Origin of the sequence: Variovorax endophyticus (assembly GCF_025376855.1) — a bacterium.
Lineage (GTDB): Bacteria > Pseudomonadota > Gammaproteobacteria > Burkholderiales > Burkholderiaceae_C > Variovorax.
Window position 1 is genome coordinate 1 of the sequence record NZ_JAHUTH010000008.1, and the last position, 23,061, is coordinate 23,061.

Sequence of the window (23,061 nt, forward strand, 5' to 3'; positions counted from 1 at the left end):
GCCGCCATCGCCACCGAGGACGCCACCCAGCAGACCACCGTCGCCCAGGACACCGCCGAGCAGGCCACCTTCGCCACCGAGCACACCTCCCAGCAGGCCGTCATCGCCGAGGATGCTGCCGAGCAGGCCACCGTCACCGCCGAGCACACCGCCCAGCAGGCCGTCGTCACCGAGGATGCCGCCGAGCAGGCCGCCATCGCCACCCAGCAGGCCGCCAAGCAGGCCACCGTCCGCGGCAGGCGCATCGGCCGCGACCATCAGGCTGGCCGAGGCGCCGGCATCGGCACCACCGCCGAGCAGGCCACCCAGCAGACCGCCGAGAAGGCCGTCGTCGCCAAGGATGCCGCCGAGCAGGCCGCCTTCGCCACCGAGGACGCCGCCCAGGAGGCCGTCGTCACCCAGCACGCCACCCAGCAGGCCACCGTCGCCGCCGAGCAGACCGCCCAGCAGACCGTCGTCACCCAGCACGCCGCCTAGGAGACCACCGTCGCCGCCGAGCAGACCGCCCAGCAGGCCGTCGTCACCCAGGACACCGCCCAGGAGGCCACCGTCGCCGCCGAGCAAGCCGCCCAGCAGGCCGTCATCACCCAGCACGCCACCCAGCAGCCCATCGCCGCCGATCAGATTCGCCACGCCATCGGTCAGGAAGTCGACCTGCGTGCCGACCGCGCCCAGCAGCGCGTCGGTGGTGCCGGCGCCCAGCAGTTGGTCGGTCAGCGGGCTCAGCAGGTCGCCGACACCGCCGGTGACCTGGCTCACGAGGTCGTCCACCGGATCCAGCACGTTCGGGTCGTTCGCCGTGAAGCTGTCGCCGAGCACCGGGGCCAGCAGTCCGCTCACGGTGTCGGTGAGGCTGTCCGTCAGGCCGACGACCGGGGCGAGCACGTCGCCCAGGCCGAGCTCGCCGAGCAGGCCGTCGTTGAGACCGTCGACCAGGCCGCCGACGATGGTGTCGGTCGGGTCGAGCAGTTGCGCGCCGGTGCCACCACCGCCGCCGCCAATGCCATCGACCAGGCCGCCCAGCAAGCCGCCGAGCAGGCCGTCCTCGCCGAGCAGGCCGCCCACGAGGCCGTCGCCACCCAGCAGGCCGCCGACCAGGCCGTCGTCGCCGAGCAGGCTCGGGACCAGGCCGTCTTCGCCCAGCACACCGCCGAGGATGCCGCCTTCGCCGAGCAGGCCACCCAGCAGACCGTCGTCGCCCAACAGGCCACCGACCAGGCCATCGCCGCCGAGCAGGCCGCCCACGAGGCCGTCGCCGCCGATCAGGCCACCGAGCAGGCCGTCGTCGGCCAGCACGCCGCCCAACAGGCCGTCGTCGCCGAGCAGACCGCCGACCAGGCCCTCATCGCCCAGCAGGCCACCCAGCAGGCCGTCGTCGCTCAACAGGCCGCCGAGCGGGCCGCCGGCGCCGAGGAGGCCGTCTTCGCCGAGCACACCGCCGAGCAGCCCGTCTTCGCCGAGCAGGCCACCGACCAGGCCGTCGTCGCCCAGCAGGCCGCCGAGCAGACCGTCTTCACCGCCGAGCAGGCCGCCCAGCGGACCGTCGGCCAGCAGGTTGCCGACCACGCCATCGGGGCCCAGCAGGCTGCCGACCAGGCCGTCCGGTCCGAGCAGCCCGCCGCTCAGGCCTTCGCTGCCGAGCAGGCCGCTGAGCACGCCGTCGCCGCCGAGCAGGCCGCCCACGAGGCCGTCCTCGCCGAGCAGGCCGCCGAGCGCACCGTCGTCGCCCAGCAGGCCTCCGAGCAGGCCGCCTTCGCCCAGGGCGGGGCCGAGCAGGCCGCCAAGCAGGCCGTCTTCGCCGCCGAGGCCGCCGAGCAGGCCGCCGTCACCCAGCAGGGTGTCGAGCAGGCTGCCGACCGCGGTGCCTTCGCCCAGCAGGCCGCCGAGCAGGCCATCGTCGCCCAGCAGACCGCCGACCAGGCCGTCCTCGCCGAGCAGGCCGCCCAGCAGGCTGTGTTCGCCGAGCAGGCCGTCGAGCACCTGGCCGACCACGCCGTCGTCGCCCAGCAGGCCGTCGACCAGGCCATCGATGCCCAGGCCGGTGGTCACGCCACCCAGCAGTCCGTCGCTGCCCAGCACGTTCTCGAGGATGTTGTTCAGTGCATCGGTCAGGTAGTCGACCTGGGTGTTGACCGTGTCGATGATCGCGCCGGTGGTGCCGCCACCCAGCAGGCCGTCGACCACGGGCGACAGCACGCCGCCGAGATTGGTGGTGACGTGGTCGACCACGTTGTCCACGGGATCGAATTCGTTGGGATCGTTGGGCGTGAACTCGTTGCCGGCGATCGGCGCGAGCACGTCGTCGATCACGTCGGTGACGCTGTTGACGATGGGCTTCACCGTCTGCAGCGCGCCGCCCAGGCCCAGGGTGTTGTCCACGGCATCGACCACGTGGCCGACGGCGCTGTCGCCCGGATCCAGCAGGTGGTCGGCATCGGCATCGGCGTCCGCATCGGCGTCAGCGTCAGCATCCGCGTCCGCGTCCGCATCGGCGTCTGCATCCGCATCGGCGTCTGCATCAGCGTCGGCATCCGCATCCGCATCCGCATCTGCGTCCGCATCGGCATCGGCATCACCGTCCGCATCGGCATCCGCATCCGCGTCCGCGTCGGCATCCGCGTCGGAGTCGCCGACGCCGGGAATGAAGAAGGGAATGGTCGAGTCGCCGCCGCCGCCGCCCAGGGCCGCGGCCAGCGCGATGCCACCGAGCGCGCCGAGCGCGAACTCGCCGAGGCCGAGGCCACCGCCGCTGGCGAGCTTCTTGGTGACGGCCAGCGCCGCCGCATCGGCGTCGGCGTCGGGCGGGGTGACCGCGAGGTCGCCCGAGGCCACGTCGACATTGACCTGCTCGAGGCCGCCCGGCAGCTTGGTCGACGTGACGGTGGCATCGGTGCCGCCCGCGAAGACGCCGGCCAGCGGCGCCTTGTTGGTGGCCGAGCCGGGGAACAGCACATTGGCCTGGCCGCCATCGGGAACGATCACGCGGTCGCCGGCGATCAGCGACTGGTTGCCGTCCACCGGGATGCTCACGCCATCGCGCACGATGGTCGTGCCCGGGGTCGCGTTCGACAGCGATCCGATGCTGGCGGGCGCGGCGGCCGCGGGTGCGGAGGGAGGCGCCATGGCGGTCGAGCCCATCGGTGCGATCGGCGTGGTGGTGGCTTGCGCGAGGACCACGGGCGCCCCACCGTTCACGGTGGTTTCCGGGGTCGTCGGGGTCGATGATTGAGTTGTAGTCATGGCGGCCTCTGTGACAAAGATGTGGCCTACAGGGGCAACATGCGTGCCGTCTTTGCGCTGCCGCCATGGCGGTCCTCTGTTACGGCACCTCGACCGCCTTATCTCGTTGATTCCAAAGGCTTTTCTCATCCGGGGTAACACGCGGCGGGAACATCCGTAACACGGCTTTTCGCCGCGCGTTACGTAACGTGAGCGATTTTTTTCCCGGAACGCCGGGCAGGTTCCGGGGGCCGTGGCGGTGTCGGCGAAGCGGCCGAAAGAAGGCCGGACGAGGCCTGCTCGCGTTCGGCGGCTTCAGCGCTCGAAGCCGTACGGCGCGAACCGGCTCTGGTTCTCGTCCACGTCCAGCGCCTCGCCGATGAACGGAAAGGCGCGCTGCGGACAGCGCTCGCGCTCGCAGACCTTGCAGCCCATGCCGATCGGCGTGGCGGCCTCGGGGTCCTGCAGGTCGAGTCCCTTCGCATACACCAGCCGCGGCGCATGGCGGATGTCGCAGCCCAGCCCGATCGAGAAGGTCTTGCGCGGCGAGCCCCAGCCGCGCTGGCCGCGCGAGACCGAGCGCGCGATCCACAGGTAGCGCCGCCCGTCGGGCATGCGCGCGAGCTGCGGCAGGATGCGCTCGGGCTGCGCGAAGGCCTCGTACACGTTCCACAGCGGGCAGGTGCCGCCGGTGCGGCTGAAGTGGAAGTGCGTGGCCGACTGGCGCTTGGAGATGTTGCCGGCCTTGTCCACGCGCACGAAGAAGAAGGGCACGCCGGGCGCGCCCAGCCGCTGCAGCGTGCTGAGCCGGTGGCACACGGTCTCGAAGCCGACGCCGAAGCGCTGGCCGAGCAGGTCGATGTCGTAGCGCAGCGATTCCGCGGCCTCGAGGAAGGCGCCGTAGGGCAGCAGCAGCGCGCCCGCGAAGTAGTTCGCCAGGCCGATGCGCGCCAGCTTGCGCGAGGCCGGGTCCTCGGTGAAGGGCGGCGCGTCGACCAGCGCGTCGATCGCCGCGCCGAGCTCGAGCAGCGCGAGCTGGGTGCCGAGCTGGAAGGCCTGCTGGCCCGGCTCGAGCGCGGGCGACAGCCGCAGGCTGCGCTGCGCGGCGTCATAGCGGCGCTTGCTGACCTCGGTGTCGTCGGTCAGCAGCACGCGCACGCCGTGGCGCTGCCGCAGCCGCTCGACCAGCCATTCGGCGAGATGGCCGCCGTGCTCGCGCGCGCCCGGCGCGGCCTGCGCCTGCTGCGCTTCCAGGGCCAGCACCTCGGCCGCGCGGTCGAGGGTGTCGAAGTGGTTCTGGTGCGCGAAGAAGAAGTCGCGCACCACCTCGAAGGGCATGGCGCGCGGCGCGGCCAGGCCCGAGCGCTCGTCGCCCAGGCGCAGCGCCATGGTCTCGAGCTGCTCCATCGCCTCGAGGTTGCGCCGGTGCAGCGCCAGCAGCGCGCGGCCCAGCGCGGGCATCTGCGCCGCCACCTCCTGCAGCTCGGGCAGCGCCACCGGCTCGGCGGCATCGGCCAGCGCCTCGCGCATGCCGGCCACCAGCCGCGCCTCCTCGTCTTCCGAGAACTGCTGGATGTCGACGCCGAGCGCGCGGCTGATCTTGAGCAGCACCGCCACCGTCAGCGGCCGCTGGTTCTGCTCGAGCTGGTTGAGGTAGCTGGGCGACAGCTCCAGCGCCTGGGCCAGCGCCACCTGCGACAGGCCGCGCTCCGCGCGCAGGCTGCGCAGGCGCACGCCCATGAATGTCTTCTTCATCGTTTCGCCTTCGCTGCGAATGCGGGGAAATTCGCAAAATTTGCAAATCAGAGGATTGGGGTTCGCAAGAATTTGCCTTTTCAGTCCTTCTGCAAACCGCATTCTCTGCGTAGATTGCGAAGCATGACAACACCCGCCGGAACGACCGAACTGCGCGAACTCGTGCTGCCGGTGCATGCCAACCACCGCGGCACGCTGTTCGCCGGGCAGGGCCTGCAACTGATGACCAAAGCCGCCTTCCTGGCCGCGCGCGGCCTGGCGCAGCACGAGGTGGTGATGGCCGGCGTGACCGGCGTCGACTTCCTCGCGCCGGTGCCGGTGGGCCACCAGTTGCTGCTGCGCGGCTGGGTCAGCCGCATCGGCCGCAGCTCGATGACCGTGTGCGTGACCGGCCTGGCCGACGTGCCGGGCGCACCGGCCGAAGAAGTCCTCAAGGGCGTGTTCGAGATGGTGGCGGTCGACGCCGCCGGTCGTCCCGCCGCCATCGATCGCGCCTACCTCAACGAAGAAACCGCATGAACCCCATGACCGACACCACCGCACCCGCGGGCTTCCGCCCCAAGAAATCCGTTGCCCTCTCGGGCGTGACCGCGGGCAACACCGCGCTGTGCACCGTGGGCCGCACCGGCAACGACCTGCACTACCGCGGCTACGACATCCTCGACATCGCCGAGGTCTGCGAGTTCGAGGAGATCGCCCACCTGCTGGTGCACGGCAAGCTGCCCACGCGCACCGAGCTCAAGGCCTACAAGGCACGGCTCAAGGCGATGCGCGGCCTGCCCGCGAGCGTGAAGGAAGCGCTCGAAAGCCTGCCGGCCGGCGCCCACCCGATGGACGTGATGCGCACCGGCGTCTCGGCGCTGGGCTGCGTGCTGCCCGAGAAGGACGACCACAACCTGCCGGGCGCGCGCGACATCGCCGACCGCCTGATGGCCTCGCTGGGCTCGATGCTGCTGTACTGGTACCACTGGAGCACGCAGGGCAAGCGCATCGACGTGGAGACCGACGACGACTCGATCGGCGGCCACTTCCTGCACCTGCTGCATGGCGAGAAGCCCTCCGAGGCCTGGGTGCGCGCGATGCACACCTCGCTCAACCTCTACGCCGAGCACGAGTTCAACGCCAGCACCTTCACCGCCCGCGTGATCGCGGGCACCGGCAGCGACATGCACTCGGCCATCGCCGGCGCGATCGGCGCGCTGCGCGGTCCCAAGCACGGCGGCGCCAACGAGGTCGCGTTCGAGATCCAGAAGCGCTACGACAGCCCGGCCGAGGCCGAGGCCGACATCCGCCGCCGCGTGGAGGCCAGGGAAGTGGTGATCGGCTTCGGCCACCCGGTCTACACCGTGAGCGATCCGCGCAACGTGGTGATCAAGGGCGTGGCCCGGCGCCTGTCGCAGGAGGCCGGCTCGACCAAGATGTACGACATCGCCGAGCGGCTCGAGTCCGTGATGTGGGAGGTCAAGAAGATGTTCCCCAACCTCGACTGGTTCAGCGCCGTGAGCTACCACATGATGGGCGTGCCCACCGCCATGTTCACGCCGCTGTTCGTGATCGCGCGCACCAGCGGCTGGGCCGCGCACGTCATCGAGCAGCGCGTGGACAACAAGATCATCCGCCCGAGCGCGAACTACACCGGCCCCGAGGACCTGGCGTTCGTGCCGATCGAGGCGCGCGCCTGAGGCGGGGGGGCAGCGGCGCGGTGAAGTCCTTCCAGGTCGATGTCGCTCGGAGCACACTCCGCGGTGCCGCCTCCCGCGGGCGGCACGCTCCCACATCGAACGACAACACTGGAGACAAGACCATGACGCTGAACCGCCGCGCCTTCTCGACCGCCGCCCTGGCGGGACTGACGCTGCCCGCCGCCACCCTGAGCCGCGCCCAGGAGGCCTTCCCGAACAAGCCGCTGCGCATCGTCTGCCCCTTCGCGCCGGGCGGCGGCTCCGACTTCATCGCCCGCGTGGCGGCCAACGTGCTGACCCAGCAGCTGGGTCAGTCGGTGGTGGTGGACAACCGGCCCGGCGCCGGCGGCACCATCGGCACCGAGTACGCGCTGCACACGCCGGCCGACGGCTACACGCTGCTGCTGATCGCGGGCAGCTACACGGTCAATCCCTCGCTCTACAAGCTGCGCTTCGATCCGGTGGCCGAGATGACGCCGGTGATCCAGCTCTCCAGGGGCGCCTACGTGCTGTGCGTCAACCCGTCGAAGGTGCCCGCGAAGAACCTGCAGGAGCTGCTGGCCTTCGCGCGCCAGAACCCCGGCAAGCTGACCTTCGCCTCGGCCGGCAACGGCAGCCACCTGCACATCGTGAGCGAGTACCTGTTCGGCATGGCGAAGGTCAAGGCCACGCACGTGCCCTACCGCGGCACCGGGCCGGCCGTCACCGACCTGGTGGCGGGCAACGTCGACATGCTGATCGCGGGCACCGAGGCGCTGATGCCGCACGTGCAGTCGGGCCGGCTGCGCGCCTTCGCCGTCACCACGGCGAAGCGGCTGCAGGCCTATCCCGACATTCCCTCGATCGCCGAGAGCGGCGGCCTGCCCGACTACGACGTGGTGGCCTGGCACGGCCTGATCGCGCCCCGGGGCGTGCCGCCGTCCGTGCTCGCGAAGCTCAACGGCGCGCTCGACGCCGGGCTCAAGGCGCCCGAACTGGTCGCGAAGCTCGATCCCACCGGCGTGTCGCCGGCCGGCGGCAGCGCCGAGCAGTTCGGCGCGCTGATCCGCACCGAGATCCCGCGCTATGCCAAGGTCGTGAAGGACAACGACATCCGCTCCGAATGAACCCCGCGCGGCCCCTCGCAGCGGGGCCGCATCGCTTTCCTGCCCGCTTCCCCACGATGACTTCAAGCCACAGAAAGAAACTCCCCGGCACCGCGCTCGACTACATCGACGCGCGCGCCGCCATCGAAGCGCTGCGCCCCGGTGCCTGGGACACGCTGTCCTACACCGCGCGCGTGCATGCCGAGAACCTCGTGCGCCGCTGCGATCCCGCGATCCTCGACGAATGCCTGCTGCAGATCGCCGAGCGCCGGCGCGATCGCGACTTCCCGTGGTTCCCGGTGCGCGTGGTCTGCCACGACATCCTGGGCCAGACCGCGCTGGTCGACCTCGCGGGCCTGCGCGATGCGATCGCGGCCGAGGGCGGCGATCCGGCGCAGGTGAATCCGGTGGTGCCGGTGCAGCTGATCGTCGACCACTCGCTGGCCGTGGAGTGCGGCGGCTTCGACCCGCGGGCCTTCGAGAAGAACCGCGAGATCGAGGACCGGCGCAACGAGGACCGCTTCCATTTCATCGAATGGACCAAGCGCGCCTTCGCCAACATGGAGGTGATCCCCGCGGGGAACGGGATCATGCATCAGATCAACCTCGAGAAGATGTCGCCCGTGGTCTACGTGCAGGACGGCCTGGCCTTCCCCGACACCTGCGTGGGCACCGACAGCCACACGCCGCACGTCGACGCGCTGGGCGTGATCGCGGTCGGCGTGGGCGGGCTCGAGGCCGAGAACGTGATGCTCGGCCGCGCCTCGTGGATGCGGCTGCCCGAGATCGTCGGCGTGGAGCTCACGGGCCGCCGCCAGCCGGGCATCACCGCCACCGACATCGTGCTGGCGCTGACCGAGTTCCTGCGCCGCGAAAAGGTGGTCGGCGCCTACCTCGAGTTTTACGGCGAGGGCGCGCGCAGCCTCACCATCGGCGACCGCGCGACCATCTCCAACATGTGCCCCGAATATGGCGCCACCGCCGCGCTGTTCCACATCGACGAACAGACGCTGGCCTACCTGCGGCTCACCGGCCGCGAGGACGCGCAGGTCGCGCTGGTCGAGACCTACGCGAAGACCGCGGGCTTCTGGGCCGACGCACTGGCATCCGCCACTTACGAGCGCGTGCTGCGCTTCGACCTCTCCAGCGTGGTGCGCAACATGGCGGGCCCGTCGAACCCGCACCGCCGCCTGCCGACCTCGCAGCTGGCCGAGCGCGAGATCGCCGTCGGCCTGCACGAGGCGCGCCAGCAGGAGGCCGCGGGCCTGATGCCCGACGGCGCCGTGATCATCGCGGCCATCACCTCGTGCACCAACACCTCGAACCCGCGCAACGTGATCGCGGCCGGGCTGCTGGCGCGCAACGCCAACCGGCTGGGGCTGGTGCGCAAGCCCTGGGTCAAGTCCTCGCTGGCGCCGGGCTCGAAGGCCGTCGAGCTCTACCTGCGCGACGCCGGCCTTCTCGCCGAGCTCGAGCAGCTTGGCTTCGGCATCGTCGCCTTCGCCTGCACCACCTGCAACGGCATGTCGGGCGCGCTCGATCCGAAGATCCAGCAGGAGATCGTCGAGCGCGACCTCTACGCCACCGCCGTGCTCTCGGGCAACCGCAACTTCGACGGCCGCATCCATCCCTACGCCAAGCAGGCCTTCCTGGCTTCGCCGCCGCTGGTGGTGGCCTATGCGATCGCGGGCACGATGCGCTTCGACATCGAGCGCGACATCCTCGACGTGGTCGACGGCAAGGAGATCCGCCTGGCCGACCTCTGGCCCAGCGACGAGGAGATCGATGCGATCGTCGCCGCCTCGGTGCGGCCCGAGATGTTCCGCCAGGTCTACGAGCCGATGTTCGCGATCCATGCCGACCACGGCGAGAAGGCCAGCCCGCAGTACGACTGGCGCCCGCAGTCCACCTACATCCGCCGCCCGCCCTACTGGGACAGCGAGGGCGTGGGCGCGCTCGCGGCCAACCCGCGCACCCTGCGCGGCATGCGGCCGCTGGCGCTCCTGCCCGACAACATCACGACCGACCACCTCTCGCCGTCGAACGCGATCCTGCGCGACAGCGCCGCCGGCGAGTACCTCGCGAAGATGGGCCTGCCGGAAGAGGACTTCAATTCCTACGCCACGCACCGCGGCGACCACCTGACGGCGATGCGCGCCACCTTCGCCAATCCGCAGCTCGTGAACGAGATGGCGGTGGTCGACGGCGTGCAGCAGAAGGGCTCGCTCGCGCGCATCGAGCCCGAGGGCCGCGTGGTGCGCATGTGGGAGGCGATCGAGACCTACCTGAACCGCCGCCAGCCGCTGATCGTCGTGGCCGGTGCCGACTACGGCCAGGGCTCCTCGCGCGACTGGGCCGCCAAGGGCGTGCGCCTGGCCGGCGTCGAGACCGTGGTGGCCGAGGGCTTCGAGCGCATCCACCGCACCAACCTGCTCGGCATGGGCGTGCTGCCGCTCGAGTTCAAGCCCGGCACCACGCGGCTCACGCTGGGGCTGGACGGCACCGAGACCTACGACGTGGCCGGCCAGCCGGCCCCGCGCGCCGACCTCGCGCTGATCGTGCATCGGCGTAATGGCGAGGAGCTTCGCGTGCCGGTCACCTGCCGCCTCGACACCGCCGAGGAAGTGTCCATCTACGAGGCCGGCGGCGTGCTGCAGCGTTTTGCGCAAGACTTCCTGGCCGCGAACACCGCGGCCGCTTGAGAAACCCATCGCCATGGCATCCATTCCCCAGATCAAGATTCCCGCCGTCTACATGCGCGGCGGCACCAGCAAGGGCGTGTTCTTCCGCCTGCAGGACCTGCCGCAGGCCGCGCAACAGCCGGGCCCGGCGCGCGACGCGCTGCTGCTGCGCGTGATCGGCAGCCCCGACCCCTATGCCAAGCAGATCGACGGCATGGGCGGCGCCACCTCGTCGACCTCGAAGACCGTGATCCTCTCGCGCTCGACGCGGCCCGATCACGACGTCGACTACCTGTTCGGCCAGGTCTCCATCGACAGCGCTTTCGTCGACTGGTCGGGCAACTGCGGCAACCTGTCGGCCGCCGTGGGTCCGTTCGCGATCGCGCAGGGCCTGATCGACCCGGCCCGCGTGCCGGCCGACGGCGTGTGCACCTTGCGCATCTGGCAGGCCAACATCGGCAAGACCATCGTGGCCCATGTGCCGATCTCGCTCGGCCAGGTGCAGGAGACCGGCGACTTCGAGCTCGATGGCGTGACCTTCGCGGCGGCGGAGGTGCCGCTGGAGTTCATCGATCCGGCCGACGAAGGGGAGGGCGAGGGCGGCGGCGCGATGTTCCCCACGGGGAGGCTCGTCGACGACCTCGAGGTGCCCGGCGTCGGCACCTTCAAGGCCACGCTGATCAACGCCGGCATCCCCACCATCTTCGTCAACGCCGCCGACATCGGCTACAGCGGCACCGAGCTGCAGGACGCGATCAACGGCGACCCGAAGGCGCTCGCGATGTTCGAGACCATCCGCGCGCACGGCGCCGTGAAGATGGGCCTGATCCAGGACTTCGCCGAGGCCTCGAAGCGCCAGCACACGCCCAAGGTCGCGTTCGTCGCACCGCCGAAGGACTACGTCGCCTCCAGCGGCAAGCCGGTGCGCGCCGCCGATGTCGACCTGCTGGTGCGCGCCCTGTCGATGGGCAAGCTGCACCACGCGATGATGGGCACGGCCGCGGTCGCGATCGGCACCGCGGCCGCGATCCCCGGCACGCTGGTGAACCTCGCGGCCGGCGGCGGCGAACGCCAGGCGGTGCGCTTCGGGCATCCCTCGGGCACGTTGCGCGTCGGCGCCGAGGCGCGCGCGGTCGACGGCCAGTGGGTCGTGACCAAGGCCCTGATGAGCCGCAGCGCGCGCGTATTGATGGAAGGCTGGGTGCGCGTGCCCGGCGACAGTTTCTGAAAAACGGATCCTCCCCATGTCCACCCGCAAGCAACTCAAATCCCTCGCCGAGGCCCGCCGCGGCCTGATCGTTCCGGGCGCCTTCAATGCGCTCTCCGCCCGCGTCGTCGAGGACCTCGGCTTCCAGGCGATCTACGTCACCGGCGCCGGCGTCACCAACATGTGGTTCGGCATGCCCGACCAGGGCTTCATGGGCCTGTCGGAGATCGCCGACCACACGGCGCGCATCCACGATGCGGTGTCGGTGCCGCTGATCGTCGATGCCGACACCGGCTTCGGCAACGCGCTCAACGTGCGCCACACCGTGCGCACGCTCGAGCGCGCGGGCGCCGACTGCATCCAGTTCGAGGACCAGGTCGCGCCCAAGCGTTGCGGCCATTTCTCGGGCAAGGAAGTGATCTCCACCGAGGAGGCCGTGAGCAAGATCAAGGCGGCCGTCGATGCGCGGCAGGATGCCGACCTGCTGATCATGGCGCGCACCGACGCGGCCGCGGTCCATGGCTTCGAGGCCGCGGTCGAGCGTGCGCAGCGCTTCGCCGAGGCCGGCGCCGACATCCTGTTCGTCGAGGCCGTGACCAGCGCGGAGGAAGTTCGCGCGCTGCCTCAACGGTTGGACCGGCCACAGCTCATGAACATGGTGATCGGCGGCAAGACGCCGATCTTCAACGCGACCGAACTCGGCGAGCTCGGCTACGGCATCGTGCTCTATGCCAATGCCGCGCTGCAGGGCGCGGTGGCCGGCATGCAGAAGGCGCTGACCGTGCTGCGCGACGAGAAGGAAGTGCGCGAGTCCAGCGGCCTGGTCACGCCCTTCGCCGAACGCCAGCGGCTCGTGGGCAAGCCCGAGTGGGACGCGCTGGAGCAGCGCTACAGCTGAAGCACCGCGGCCAGCAGCCGCACGCCCTGCGCGATCTGCTCGACCGTGAGGCTCGCATAGCCGAGGATCAGGCCACCGCAGCGACCGCTCGCGGCCTTGCCCGCGTAGAGCGGCGACACCGGATAGACACCCACGCCACGCAGCCGCGCGGCGGCGACCAGCGCGGCTTCGTCGCGCGGCCGCAGCCACGGCAGCCACAGCACCACGTGCAGCCCGGCCGCCGTGCCCGCGACCTGTGCCTCGGCCGGCAGATGGCGCGCGATCGCCTCGAGCAGCGCCGTGCGGCGGCGCTCGTTCTCGCGTCGCGCGCGCCGCACGTGGCGCTCGTAGGCGCCGCTGTCGATCAGGGCCGCCAGCACCCGCTGCTCGAGCAGCGGCGCATGGCGGTCGGCCATGCGCTTGGCCTGGCGGAACACCGGCACCAGCTCGGGCGGCAGCACCAGGTAGCCGAGCCGCATCTGCGGCGACAGCGCCTTCGAGAAGGTGCCCACGTAGAGCACGCGCCCGTCGGCATCGACCGCGCGCAGCGCATCGATCGGGCGCTGGCCGTAGCGGAACTCGCCGTCGTAGTCGTCCTCCACGATCCAGGCGCGCTGCTGCCGCGCCCATTGCAGCAGTTCGAGGCGCCGGCCGATGGCGAGCACGCCGCCGAGCGGGAACTGGTGCGAGGGCGTGACATAGGCCAGGCGCGCGCGGCCGTCGCGCGGCAGCGCGGCCGTGTCCAGGCCCTGCGCATCGACGGGCACCGGCAGCAGCGTCGCCCCCGTGGCCTCGAAGCAGCGCCGCGCCATCAGGTAGCCGGGGTTCTCGAACACGAAGGCATCGGCCGGATCGAGCAGCAGCCGCGCGCACAGGTCGATGCCCTGCTGCGAGCCCTGCACCACGACGATCTGCCCCGCGTCGCAGACCAGCCCGCGCGCGCGCCGCAGATAGCCCTGCAGCGCGCGCCTCAAGCCTTCGTCGCCTTCGGGCGGCGCGTAGCTCAGGCTGCGCTGCTGACGCAGCAGCTCGGCCTGGTAGGCGCGCCGCCAGGCCAGCGCGGGGAAGTCGCGCGAGGCGACCGCGCCGTAGAGGAAGTCGATGCGTGGCGGCTCGCTCGGCGCGGCGGGCGGTGGCGCCATCGCCGCGATGCGGCGGCCATAGGCCGACAGCGTGGGCGCGGGCCGGGCGCGGCGGGAGGCGGCCGCCGGTCGTGCCACGGCCGCAGACGGCGGGCTCGCCACGCGCGCCGCGCGGCCCGCCGAGGTGAGCAGGTAGCCCTCGGCCGCGAGCTGCTCGTAGACCGCGGTCACCGTGGTGCGCGAGACCCCGAGCTCGGCCGCCAGGGCCCGCGTCGACGGTGCGGGCGCGCCCGCGGGCAGGGTGCCGTCGGCGATCTGGTCGCGCAGCAGCGCGTAGATGCGGCGGCCCGCGCCCTGGCCCGGGGGAAGCGACAACTGGTCCATGCAAAAAGTGGAAAACTGGTTCTTCGCATTGTGCCGGTTCGAGGCGACAGTGAGGCACCCCACGCTTTTCGAGCCACGCCCGATGTACATCCCCGCGCATTTCGCCGTCACCGATCCCGCCGCGCTCCAGCGCGTCATCCGCGAGCATCCGCTCGGCATGCTGGTCACGCACGGCCCCGCCGGGCTGGACGCCGACCACCTGCCCTTCGAGTTCGATCCCGAGGTCGGCACGCACGGCCTGCTCTCGGCGCACGTCGCGCGCGCCAACGACGTCTGGCAGCGCTGCCCGAGCGGCACCGAGGTCATGGTGGTCTTCCGCGCCGCGCAGGCCTACATCTCGCCGAGCTGGTTCCCGAGCAAGCACGAGCTGCACCGCCAGGTGCCGACCTGGAACTACGAGGTGGTGCATGCGCACGGCACGATCACCGTGCGCGACGACGAGCGCTTCGTGCGCGGAATCGTCGCGCGCCTCACGCGCCGCCACGAGGCGGCCGAGCCCCGGCCCTGGAAGATGGGCGACTCGGCGCCCGACTTCATCGACGACATGCTGGGCCGCATCGTCGGCATCGAGATCGCGCTCACTTCGCTGGTCGGCAAGTCGAAGCTCAGCCAGAACAAGGAAACGCGCGATCGCGCGGGCGCCTCCGAGGCGCTGGCCGCGCGCGGCCACGCCGAGATCGCCGAGCGCATGCGGCCGGCCGGCTGATCAGCCGGCCGCGCGCGCCAGCTCGACGAAGGCACGCAGGTAGTCGATGTCGGTGTCGGCCTCGCGCGCGCCCAGGAAGATCTGCTTGGCGATGCCGCGCGCGCCGAGCCGCACCGGCACCACGTCCATCTTCTGCGCGTACTCCTCGACCAGCCAGCGCGGCAGCGCGGCCACGCCGCGGCCGCTGGCCACCATCTGCAACATGATGTCGGTGGTCTCGATGGCCTTGTGCCGCCTGGGCGTCACGCCCGCGGGCATCAGGAACATGTTGTAGATGTCGAGCCGGTCGGTCGCCACCGGGTAGGTGACCAGCACCTCCTGCGTGAGCTGCGCGGGCTTCACGTAGGGCAGGTTCGCCAGCCGGTGGCCGCGCGCCACCGCCAGCACCTGCTCGTAGTCGAACACCGGCTCGTAGTGCAGGCCCGGCTTGTAGAGCGGGTCGGGCGTCACGAGCAGGTCGATCTCGTAGCCGAAAAGCGCGCCGATGCCGCCGAACTGGAATTTCTGCTTCACGTCCACGTCCACGTCGGGCCAGGCCGCGAGGTAGGGCGAGACCACCTTGAGCAGCCACTGGTAGCAGGGATGGCATTCCATGCCGATGCGCAGCGAGCCGCGCTCGCCCTGCGCGAACTGGCCCAGCCGCTCCTCGGCCAGCGCGAGCTGCGGCAGCACGCGGTTGGCCACCGCGAGCAGGTACTGGCCCGCCTGCGTCAGCCGCAGGCTGCGCCCCTCGCGCTGCCAGACCTCGGTGCCGAGCTGCTGCTCGAGCTTGCGGATCGAATGGCTCAGTGCCGACTGCGTGAGGTGCAGCACCTCGGCGGCCGCTGTCAGCGAGCCCTGCTTGTCCACTTCCTGGACGATCGACAGATGGATGCGCTCGAGCATGGTCAATGAGCCAGATTCATGGATGCGTGAAATAAGACCATTTTACTTCACGGGTCGCCACACCTAGGATCGCGCCTTTCCCTGTACTGCCGGACCTTCCGCTACCCATGACCACCACCCACAACCTCGGCTTTCCCCGCATCGGCGCCAGGCGCGAACTGAAGTTCGCGCTCGAGTCGTACTGGAAGGGAGAGTCCTCGCGCGAAACGCTCCAGGCGCTGGGCGCCACGCTGCGCCAGCGCCACTGGAACGACCAGGCCGGCCTCGACCTCGTGCCGGTCGGCGACTTCGCGTTCTACGACCAGGTGCTGGACATGAGTTTCACGCTCGGCAACCTGCCCGAGCGGGTGCGCGGCTTCCATGGCGATGCGCTCGACAACTACTTCCGCGTGGCGCGCGGCCGCTCGGCGCAGTCGGCCGAGGAGCATGCGGGCTGCTGCGGCGGCGTGGCCGCGGGCGAGATGACCAAGTGGTTCGACACCAACTACCACTACATCGTCCCCGAGTTCACCGCGGCCACCGAGTTCAGGCTCGATGCCTCGCGCCTGCTCGAACAGCTCGACGAAGCCAGGGCACAGGGCGTGAAGGCCAAGCCGGTGCTGGTCGGCCCCGTCACCTACCTGGCCATAGGCAAGGCCAAGGACGACTCGGACCGCCTCGCGCTGCTGCCGCGCCTGCTGCCGGTGTATGCCGAGCTGCTCGACGCGCTCGCGGCGCGCGGCGTCGAATGGGTGCAGATCGACGAGCCGCTGCTCGCGACCGAGCTCGACGCCGACTGGCAGCACGCCTTCAACACGGCCTACCACCACCTCAAGAGCGCGAGGATCAGGATCCTGCTGGCCACCTACTTCGGCCAGCTCGCCGAGAACAAGTACCTGGCCGCCAACCTGCCGGTGGCCGGCCTGCACGTCGATGCCATCAACGGCCGCGACGACGTGCTGCCGCTCTTGAGCATGCTGCCGCCGCACAAGGTGCTGTCGCTCGGCGTGATCAACGGCCGCAACATCTGGAAGACCGACCTGGCCGCCGTGCTCGACTGGCTCGAGCCGCTGGCCGAGCGCCTCGGCGACCGCCTGTGGATCGCGCCCTCGTGCTCGCTGCTGCATGTGCCGGTCGATCTCGCGAGCGAGCAGAAGCTCGACACCGAGCTCAAGTCCTGGCTCGCGTTCGCGCTGCAGAAGCTCGAGGAACTGCGCGTGCTGGCCGGCGCGCTGCGCGACGGCCGCGCGGCCGTGAAGGAGGCGCTGGCCGCGAACGCCGCGGCGCTGGCAGCGCGCCGTGCCTCGCCGCGCGTGAACAACCCCGCCGTGCAGGCGGCCGTGGCCCAGCTCAACAGCCAGCTCGGCCGGCGCGAGAGCGTCTATGCCCAGCGCGCGCCCAAGCAGGCCGCGTTCCTCAAGCTGCCGCCGTTCCCCACCACCACCATCGGCTCGTTCCCGCAGACGGCCGAGATCCGCCATGCGCGCAGCGAGTTCAAGGCCGGCCGCCTCGACGCGGCCAACTACCAGGTGGCGATGCGCGCCGAGATCGAGCGCAGCGTGCGCGAGCAGGAAGCGCTCGGCCTCGACGTGCTGGTGCATGGCGAGGCCGAACGCAACGACATGGTCGAGTACTTCGGCGAGCAGCTCGAGGGCTATGCCTTCAGCCAGTTCGGCTGGGTGCAGTCCTACGGCTCGCGCTGCGTGAAGCCACCGATCCTGTTCGGCGACATCAGCCGCCCGAAGGCGATGACGGTCGAGTGGATCCGCTATGCGCAGTCGCTCACGCAACGGCCGATGAAGGGCATGCTGACCGGCCCCGTGACCATCCTCAACTGGTCCTTCGTGCGCGACGACCAGCCGCGTTCGGCCTCGTGCCGCCAGCTCGCGCTGGCCATCCGCGAGGAGGTGCTCGACCTCGAGCGCGCCGGCGTGCGCGTGATCCAGATCGACGAGGCCGCGCTGCGCGAAGGCCTGCCGCTGCGCAAGTCGCAATGGCAGGACTACCTGGACTGGGCGGTGGATGCATTCCGCATCACGGCCAACGGCGTGCGCGACGAGACGCAGATCCACACCCACATGTGCTATTCGGAGTTCAACGACATCATCGCGTCGATCGCCGACATGGATGCCGACGTCATCACCATCGAGACCTCGCGCTCGGACATGGAACTGCTCGACGCCTTCGACGACTTCAAGTACCCGAACGAGATCGGTCCCGGCGTCTACGACATCCACTCGCCGAACATCCCGAGCCAGGAGCACATCGTGCAGCTGATGAAGAAGGCGGCCGAGCGCATTCCCGCGGAACGCCTGTGGGTCAACCCCGACTGCGGCCTCAAGACGCGCCAGTGGCCCGAGGTGATTCCGGCGCTGAGCAACATGGTGGCGGCGGCCAGGACGCTGCGCGCCGCCGTATGAGCGGAGGAGGGGCGACGCGCCGCTATGCGGCGCTCACCGCGGCCCGGCGCTGCCCATGCCGCGGCCGCTGCAGCCCCAGGTGCTCGCGCAAGGTACTTCCCTCGTACTCGGTGCGCACCAGGCCGCGCCGGCGCAGCTCGGGCAGCACCAGCGCGATGAAGTCCTGCAGCCCGCCCGGGAACCACGGCGACATGATGTTGAAGCCGTCGGCGCCGCCTTCCTCGAACCATTGCTGCAGCTGGTCCGCGATGCTCTGCGGCGTGCCCACCACCTGCTGGTGGCCGCGTGCGCCCGCGATGCGCAGGTAGAGGTCGCGGATGCTGAGGTTCTCGCGCCGCGCGAGGTCGAGCAGCAGGCGCTGCCGGCTCTTGGGGCCGTTGGTCTCGGGCAGTTCGGGCACCGGGCCGTCGACCGGCAGGCCCGAGAAGTCGAAGCCGCCGATCACGTTCGACAGCAGCGAGACGCCCACCACCGGGTGCACCAGGTCCTGCAGCTGCGCGAACTTCTCCTCGGCCTCCTCCTGCGTGCGGCCGACCACCGGGAAGATGCCCGGCATGATCTTGATCGACTCGGGCTCGCGGTCGTAGGCCTGGGCGCGGTCCTTGATGTCGCGGTAGAAGCTCTTGGCCTCGTCGAAGGTCTGGTGCGCGACGAAGATCACCTCGGCCGTGCGCGCCGCGAGGTCGCGGCCGGCTTCCGAGGCGCCGGCCTGCACCACCACCGGCCGGCCCTGCGGCGAGCGCGAGACGTTGAGCGGCCCGCGCACCGAGAAATGCTTGCCCTTGTGATGCAGCACGTGCAGCTTGTCCTCGTGGAAGTACTGGCCGCTGTCCTTGTCGCGCACGAAGCTGTCGTCCTCCCAGCTGTCCCACAGGCCGGTCACCACGTCGTGGAACTCGGCCGCGCGCTCGTAGCGCAGCGCATGCTCGAAATGCTCGTCGCGATTGAAGTTCTGCGCTTCGCCGGTGCCGCTCGAGGTCACGAGGTTCCAGCCCGAACGGCCGCCGCTGATCTGGTCGAGCGAGGCGAACTTGCGCGCCACGTTGAAGGGCTCGTTGAAGCTGGTCGACACGGTGGCGATCAGGCCGATGCGCTCGGTGACCGCCGCCAGCGCCGACAGCAGGGTCAGCGGCTCGAAGTGGTCGCTGCGCGCGGTGCGCGAGAGCGAGGCGAGTTCGCTGCTGCGCACGCCCACCGAGTCGGCCAGGAAGACGGCATCGAACTTCGCGGCCTCGGCCAGCTTCGCGAGCTCGACGTAGTGGCGGAAGTTGCTGCCCGCGTCGGCCTGGGCCTGCGGATGGCGCCAGGCGGCGATGTGGTGGCCGGTCTGCATGAGAAAGGCGCCCAGCTTGATCTGGCGGGAGGAAGTGGCCATGGGAACTCGTGGTCGGAGGGTGCGCGCAAAAGTGCGGCGGCAGGTTAAGTCGGTGCCCGCTCGCGCGGAAAGAAGGGATTCGCACTTCCTTAGGCGCGCACTGCATTTGGCAAGGCGGCCGGGTGGCGCAGCCTCGGTTTGCGCATATGCATGCGACTTTTTCTTCGCAGCCGGCGCAGGCCCCGGCCGCCACAATTTCCGCTTCATGCCCGAGCCTTCGCACGCACCCTCCGCCCAACGACCGACGGTGCGCAAGCGCCTCGGCTTCTTCAGCCGGCTGCTCGACGACGCCCCCGCGGCCGAGCGCTATCGCCTGGTGGCCGCGCAGATCGCGCACGCCGAGGCCTTCGGCTTCGACTCGGCCTGGGTCGCGCAGCACCACTTCCACGAACACGAGGGCGGCCTGCCGTCGCCCTTCGTCTTTCTCGCCCACGTGGCCGCGCGCACGCGTCGCATCCGCCTGGGCACCGGCATCGTGACCCTGCCGCTCGAGAACGCGCTGCGCGTGGCCGAGGACGCCATCGTGCTGGACCTGCTCGCGGGCGGCCGGCTCGAGCTCGGCGTGGGCACGGGCGGCACGCCCGAGGCCTTCGCCGCCTTCGGCCTCGATGCGGCCGAGCGTCCGGCCCTGTTCGCGCGGCAGCTCGCGGCCGTGCGCGCGGCCTGGGCCGGCCGGCCGCTCGCGGGCGGCGACACGCTGTACCCCGCGGGCGCGCAACTGCTGGGCCGGATCTGGCAGGCGACCTTCTCCGTAAGCGGCGGCACGCGCGCGGGCCAGGCCGGCGACGGCCTGATGCTCTCGCGCACCCAGCCGCGCACGCTGGACGCGCCCGATGCGACGCTGGCCGAGCTGCAAAACCCGATCGTCGATGCCTACATGGCCGCGCTGCCCGCGGGCGCCACGCCGCGCATCGTGGGATCGCGCAGCGTCTTCGTGGCGGACACGCGCGCCGAGGCGCTGCGCCTGGCCGAGATCGGCCTGCGCCGCTCGGCCGCGCGCTTCGCGGCCTCGGGCGGCGGTGGCCTCGCGGACCGCGCGGGCCCCGAGGCCTCGCTCGAACAGCTCATCGCGGCCTACGACGTGCACGTGGGCACGCCCGAGGACGTGATCGCCTCGCTCGCGGCCGACAGCACGCTCGCGCGCGTCACCGACCTCGTGTGCCAGGTGCACTCGGTCGATCCGCCGCATGCGGCGATCCTGCGCTCGATCGAGCTCGTCGCCACCGAGGTCGCGCCCGCGCTCGGCTGGCAGCGCGACGCGACGGCGGCATCCACCGGCTTTCCCTCCCTCCAGACCTCATGACCACCACCACCCCTCCCGTCGCCGACGTGATCGACCAACTGGTCGGCATCGCGCCCGGCGATCCGCTCGACCGCCTGCGCGCGCAGCGCGAACAGGCGCGCCTCAACGCGCAGCAGAGCTACCTCGCGCTGTTCGCGCCGGCGCCGCCCGTGCCCGGGGACTTCGACATCGCGGACCGCTTCGCCGTCGCGGCCTTCGTGACCGCGCTGCACGAACAGCCCGAGGTCGCGCGCTTCTATGCGCAGCACCTCGCCGCGCAGCGCGCCCGCACGGGCGTGGCCGAGGCGATCGCCGACGAAGCGAAACGCGCCGCCGCCAAGGGCCCGTACGGCCGCTATCCCGCCGGCCCGCTGAGCGTCGAGGACACGGCCGGCCCCTCGTATGCGGTCGCCGATGCGAACCGCGAAGCGCTGGGCCCGCGCCTCTCGGCCGCGCTCGTGCATGCACAGTTGCTGGTGTTCCATCCGCGCGATGCGAGTCCGGCCGCGCTGCAGGCCTTGCTCGATGCCGGCTGGTCGTCCACCGGCATCGTGACCCTGTCGCAGCTCGTGGCCTTCCTCGCGTTCCAGGTCCGCGTCGTCGCGGGCCTGCGCACGCTGGCGCGCCATCCCATCACTTCCGTCGACTGAACGCCATGGCCACCGAATCGACCCTGAGCTATCCGGACAACGCGCACCCCACGCGCTTCACGCAGGCGCAGCTCGAATGGCTGCCCTGGCTCGAGCCGCTGCCCGAAGCCGAGCTCACAGAGCGCCACTTCGCGGGCCTGGTGGATGCGGCGCGCGCCAAGTCGCCGTACTTCCGGCTGCTCGCGCGCGATCCCGACATCCTCGGCGCGCGCACGCGCACCGACAAGGACATCTTCTACAACCCCGAGGCCGGCCTGCCGCGCGCCGAGCGCGAACTGGCCGCGGCCGCGGCCTCGCGCCACAACGGCTGCATCTACTGCGCCTCGGTGCATGCGCGCTTCGCCACGCATTTCTCGCAGCGTTCGGACGATGTGCAGCGGCTGCTCGACGAGGGCACGACGACCGCGCTCGGCGAGCGCTGGGACGCGATCGTCGCGGCCTCGGTGGCGCTGTCGTCGACGCCCTCGAACTTCGGCACGGAACACATCGAGGCATTGCGCGCGCAGGGCCTCGACGACCTCGCGATCGCCGACGTGATCCACGGCGCGGCCTTCTTCAACTGGGCGAACCGGCTGATGCTCTCGCTGGGCGAACCGCAACAACCCTGACGTTCAGCCTCCGTCGTCGGGCGGTGCCTCCGCGCTGGCGCGCGCGATCGCCTCGCGCGCCATGCCGGGCGCGAAGGCATCGATGAAGGCGTGGATGTAGCCGCGCAGATGCCCGCCGCGACGCACCGCGAGCTGGGTGCGGTTCTCGCCGAACAGGTGGCCGGCTTCCAGCGCGCGCAGGCGCCGGTCGCGCACCGCGTCGTAGGCCAGGTCGGCGACGATGCCCACGCCCACGCCGAGCTCCACGTAGGTCTTGATCACGTCGGCATCCATCGCGGCCAGCACGATGTCGGGCGAGAGCCCATGGCGCGCGAAGGCCTCGTCGATGCGCGAGCGGCCCGTGAGGCCGCTGTCGTAGGTGATGAGCGGATGGCGCGCGAGCTTCTCGATGGTGAGCGGCGCCTCGGTCAGCAGCGGATGGCCCGCGGGCGCCACCACCAGGTGCGTCCAGCAGCGACAGGAGATGGCCGCGAGCTGCGGATGGTTCCGCGGCAACTCGGTGGCGATGCCCACGTCGACCTCGCCGTCGAGCAGCATCTGCGCGATCTGGCGCGGCGTGCCCTGGTGCAGGTGCAGCCGCACCCCGGGAAAGCGCAGCCGGAACTCCTGCACCGCGGCCGGCAGCGCATAGCGCGCCTGCGAATGCGTGGCCGCGATCGACAGCAGGCCCTCCTCGCGCGCCAGGAAATCCTGGCCGGCCTGGCGCAGGTTCAGGCTGTCGTCGAGCACGCGCTCGATGATCGGCAGCAGGTGGTCGCCGGGCGAGGTGAGGCCGGTGAGCCGCTTGCCCGAGCGCTTGAACAGCAGGATGCCGAGCTCGTTCTCGAGGTCGCGGATCTGCCGGCTCACGCCGGACTGCGAGGCCTCGAGCACCACGGCGGCTTCGCTGAGGTTGAAGCCGCAGCGCACGGTCTCGCGCACGGATCGCAGTTGCTGGAAGTTCATGGCGACGGGAAGAGGCTTGTCTCTGGCGGGGGCATGCGCCTTCCGGGCGCGCACTCGGTGGGAGTGCCCGCAGGCTATCGCGCGACGATGCCGCGCGGCAAAGAACAAAAACGGATCAGCGTATGCGGATTACGTGCTTCGCGAAGGCCGCGCTCTCTTGAAGAATGAGGGCTCTTGCCTTCGAGGGTGAGTGTCTCCTGGTCGCTACGGCGATGCAGTTTCAACGGGCCCCTCGGGGC

General features: G+C 70.9%; 17 protein-coding genes. 11 read left to right on the plus strand and 6 right to left on the minus strand.

Annotated elements, in window-relative coordinates; genetic code table 11:
- Together KV106_RS12070 and KV106_RS12075 are read right to left on the minus strand one after the other, a co-directional pair.
- Positions 1-3,240: hypothetical protein (locus tag KV106_RS12070; RefSeq protein ID WP_261210513.1), on the minus strand; the 3,240-nt coding region annotated here is incomplete at its 3' end.
- Positions 3,241-3,534: 294 nt separating this feature from the next.
- On the minus strand, positions 3,535-4,974 hold the full coding sequence (locus KV106_RS12075; protein WP_261210514.1) for a short-chain fatty acyl-CoA regulator family protein: 1,440 nt from the start codon (positions 4,972-4,974) through the stop codon (positions 3,535-3,537).
- 123 nt (positions 4,975-5,097) lie between these two features.
- Between KV106_RS12075 and KV106_RS12080 the strand changes: the two genes are divergently transcribed.
- The 6 genes from KV106_RS12080 (at position 5,098) to KV106_RS12105 (ending at position 12,527) form a co-directional block, all read left to right on the plus strand.
- The gene (locus KV106_RS12080; protein ID WP_261210515.1) at positions 5,098-5,493 is read left to right on the plus strand and encodes an acyl-CoA thioesterase; all 396 of its coding nucleotides are present in this window, start codon (positions 5,098-5,100) and stop codon (positions 5,491-5,493) included.
- Between the two features lie 5 nt (positions 5,494-5,498).
- Positions 5,499-6,656, plus strand: coding sequence for a bifunctional 2-methylcitrate synthase/citrate synthase (prpC, locus tag KV106_RS12085; protein WP_261210516.1), 1,158 nt, complete (start codon positions 5,499-5,501; stop codon positions 6,654-6,656).
- Between the two features lie 122 nt (positions 6,657-6,778).
- Positions 6,779-7,762 carry a tripartite tricarboxylate transporter substrate binding protein gene (locus KV106_RS12090; protein WP_261210517.1) on the plus strand — a complete coding sequence of 328 codons (984 nt, stop codon included), beginning with the start codon at positions 6,779-6,781 and terminating at the stop codon, positions 7,760-7,762.
- Between the two features lie 56 nt (positions 7,763-7,818).
- Positions 7,819-10,443: a Fe/S-dependent 2-methylisocitrate dehydratase AcnD gene (acnD, locus tag KV106_RS12095; RefSeq protein ID WP_261210518.1), complete on the plus strand. Its 2,625-nt coding sequence runs from the start codon at positions 7,819-7,821 to the stop codon at positions 10,441-10,443.
- 13 nt (positions 10,444-10,456) lie between these two features.
- Positions 10,457-11,650 carry a 2-methylaconitate cis-trans isomerase PrpF gene (gene prpF, locus KV106_RS12100; protein ID WP_261210519.1) on the plus strand — a complete coding sequence of 398 codons (1,194 nt, stop codon included), beginning with the start codon at positions 10,457-10,459 and terminating at the stop codon, positions 11,648-11,650.
- Positions 11,651-11,666: 16 nt separating this feature from the next.
- The gene (locus KV106_RS12105; RefSeq protein ID WP_261210520.1) at positions 11,667-12,527 is read left to right on the plus strand and encodes an isocitrate lyase/PEP mutase family protein; all 861 of its coding nucleotides are present in this window, start codon (positions 11,667-11,669) and stop codon (positions 12,525-12,527) included.
- Here the strand turns inward: KV106_RS12105 and pdxR are convergent.
- Positions 12,518-13,972, minus strand: coding sequence for a MocR-like pyridoxine biosynthesis transcription factor PdxR (pdxR, locus tag KV106_RS12110; protein WP_261210521.1), 1,455 nt, complete (start codon positions 13,970-13,972; stop codon positions 12,518-12,520). The genes KV106_RS12105 and pdxR overlap by 10 nt on opposite strands.
- 82 nt (positions 13,973-14,054) lie before the next feature.
- Here pdxR and KV106_RS12115 point away from each other — a divergent pair, with 82 nt between their 5' ends.
- Complete coding sequence (locus KV106_RS12115) at positions 14,055-14,678, plus strand: FMN-binding negative transcriptional regulator (protein ID WP_261210522.1); 624 nt, start codon at positions 14,055-14,057, stop codon at positions 14,676-14,678.
- On the opposite strand, the gene KV106_RS12120 is transcribed toward KV106_RS12115, so the two are convergent.
- The gene (locus tag KV106_RS12120; protein WP_057592609.1) at positions 14,679-15,563 is read right to left on the minus strand and encodes a LysR family transcriptional regulator; all 885 of its coding nucleotides are present in this window, start codon (positions 15,561-15,563) and stop codon (positions 14,679-14,681) included. It abuts the gene before it with no gap.
- A gap of 107 nt (positions 15,564-15,670) precedes the next feature.
- Between KV106_RS12120 and metE the strand changes: the two genes are divergently transcribed.
- Complete coding sequence (gene metE, locus KV106_RS12125; RefSeq protein ID WP_057592610.1) at positions 15,671-17,962, plus strand: 5-methyltetrahydropteroyltriglutamate--homocysteine S-methyltransferase; 2,292 nt, start codon at positions 15,671-15,673, stop codon at positions 17,960-17,962.
- Between the two features lie 22 nt (positions 17,963-17,984).
- Here the strand turns inward: metE and KV106_RS12130 are convergent, their stop codons facing one another.
- Positions 17,985-19,337 (minus strand): LLM class flavin-dependent oxidoreductase, encoded by a 1,353-nt coding sequence (locus tag KV106_RS12130; RefSeq protein WP_057592611.1) that lies wholly within the window; start codon positions 19,335-19,337, stop codon positions 17,985-17,987.
- Positions 19,338-19,542: 205 nt separating this feature from the next.
- On the opposite strand from KV106_RS12130, the gene KV106_RS12135 reads away from it, so the two are divergent.
- Genes KV106_RS12135 through KV106_RS12145 form a run of 3 tightly spaced genes read left to right on the plus strand, consistent with a single transcriptional unit; the run spans position 19,543 to position 21,877 of the window.
- Positions 19,543-20,640, plus strand: coding sequence for a putative FMN-dependent luciferase-like monooxygenase (locus tag KV106_RS12135; protein WP_261210523.1), 1,098 nt, complete (start codon positions 19,543-19,545; stop codon positions 20,638-20,640).
- On the plus strand, positions 20,637-21,269 hold the full coding sequence (locus KV106_RS12140) for a CMD domain protein (RefSeq protein WP_261210524.1): 633 nt from the start codon (positions 20,637-20,639) through the stop codon (positions 21,267-21,269). The genes KV106_RS12135 and KV106_RS12140 overlap by 4 nt, the downstream gene beginning before the upstream one ends.
- 5 nt (positions 21,270-21,274) lie before the next feature.
- On the plus strand, positions 21,275-21,877 hold the full coding sequence (locus KV106_RS12145; protein WP_172705294.1) for an alkylhydroperoxidase domain protein: 603 nt from the start codon (positions 21,275-21,277) through the stop codon (positions 21,875-21,877).
- Between the two features lie 3 nt (positions 21,878-21,880).
- Here KV106_RS12145 and KV106_RS12150 read toward each other — a convergent pair whose 3' ends face one another.
- Positions 21,881-22,822, minus strand: a complete 942-nt coding sequence (locus KV106_RS12150; RefSeq protein ID WP_261210525.1) for a CysB family HTH-type transcriptional regulator — start codon at positions 22,820-22,822, stop codon at positions 21,881-21,883.
- Between the last annotated feature and the right edge of the window lie 239 nt (positions 22,823-23,061).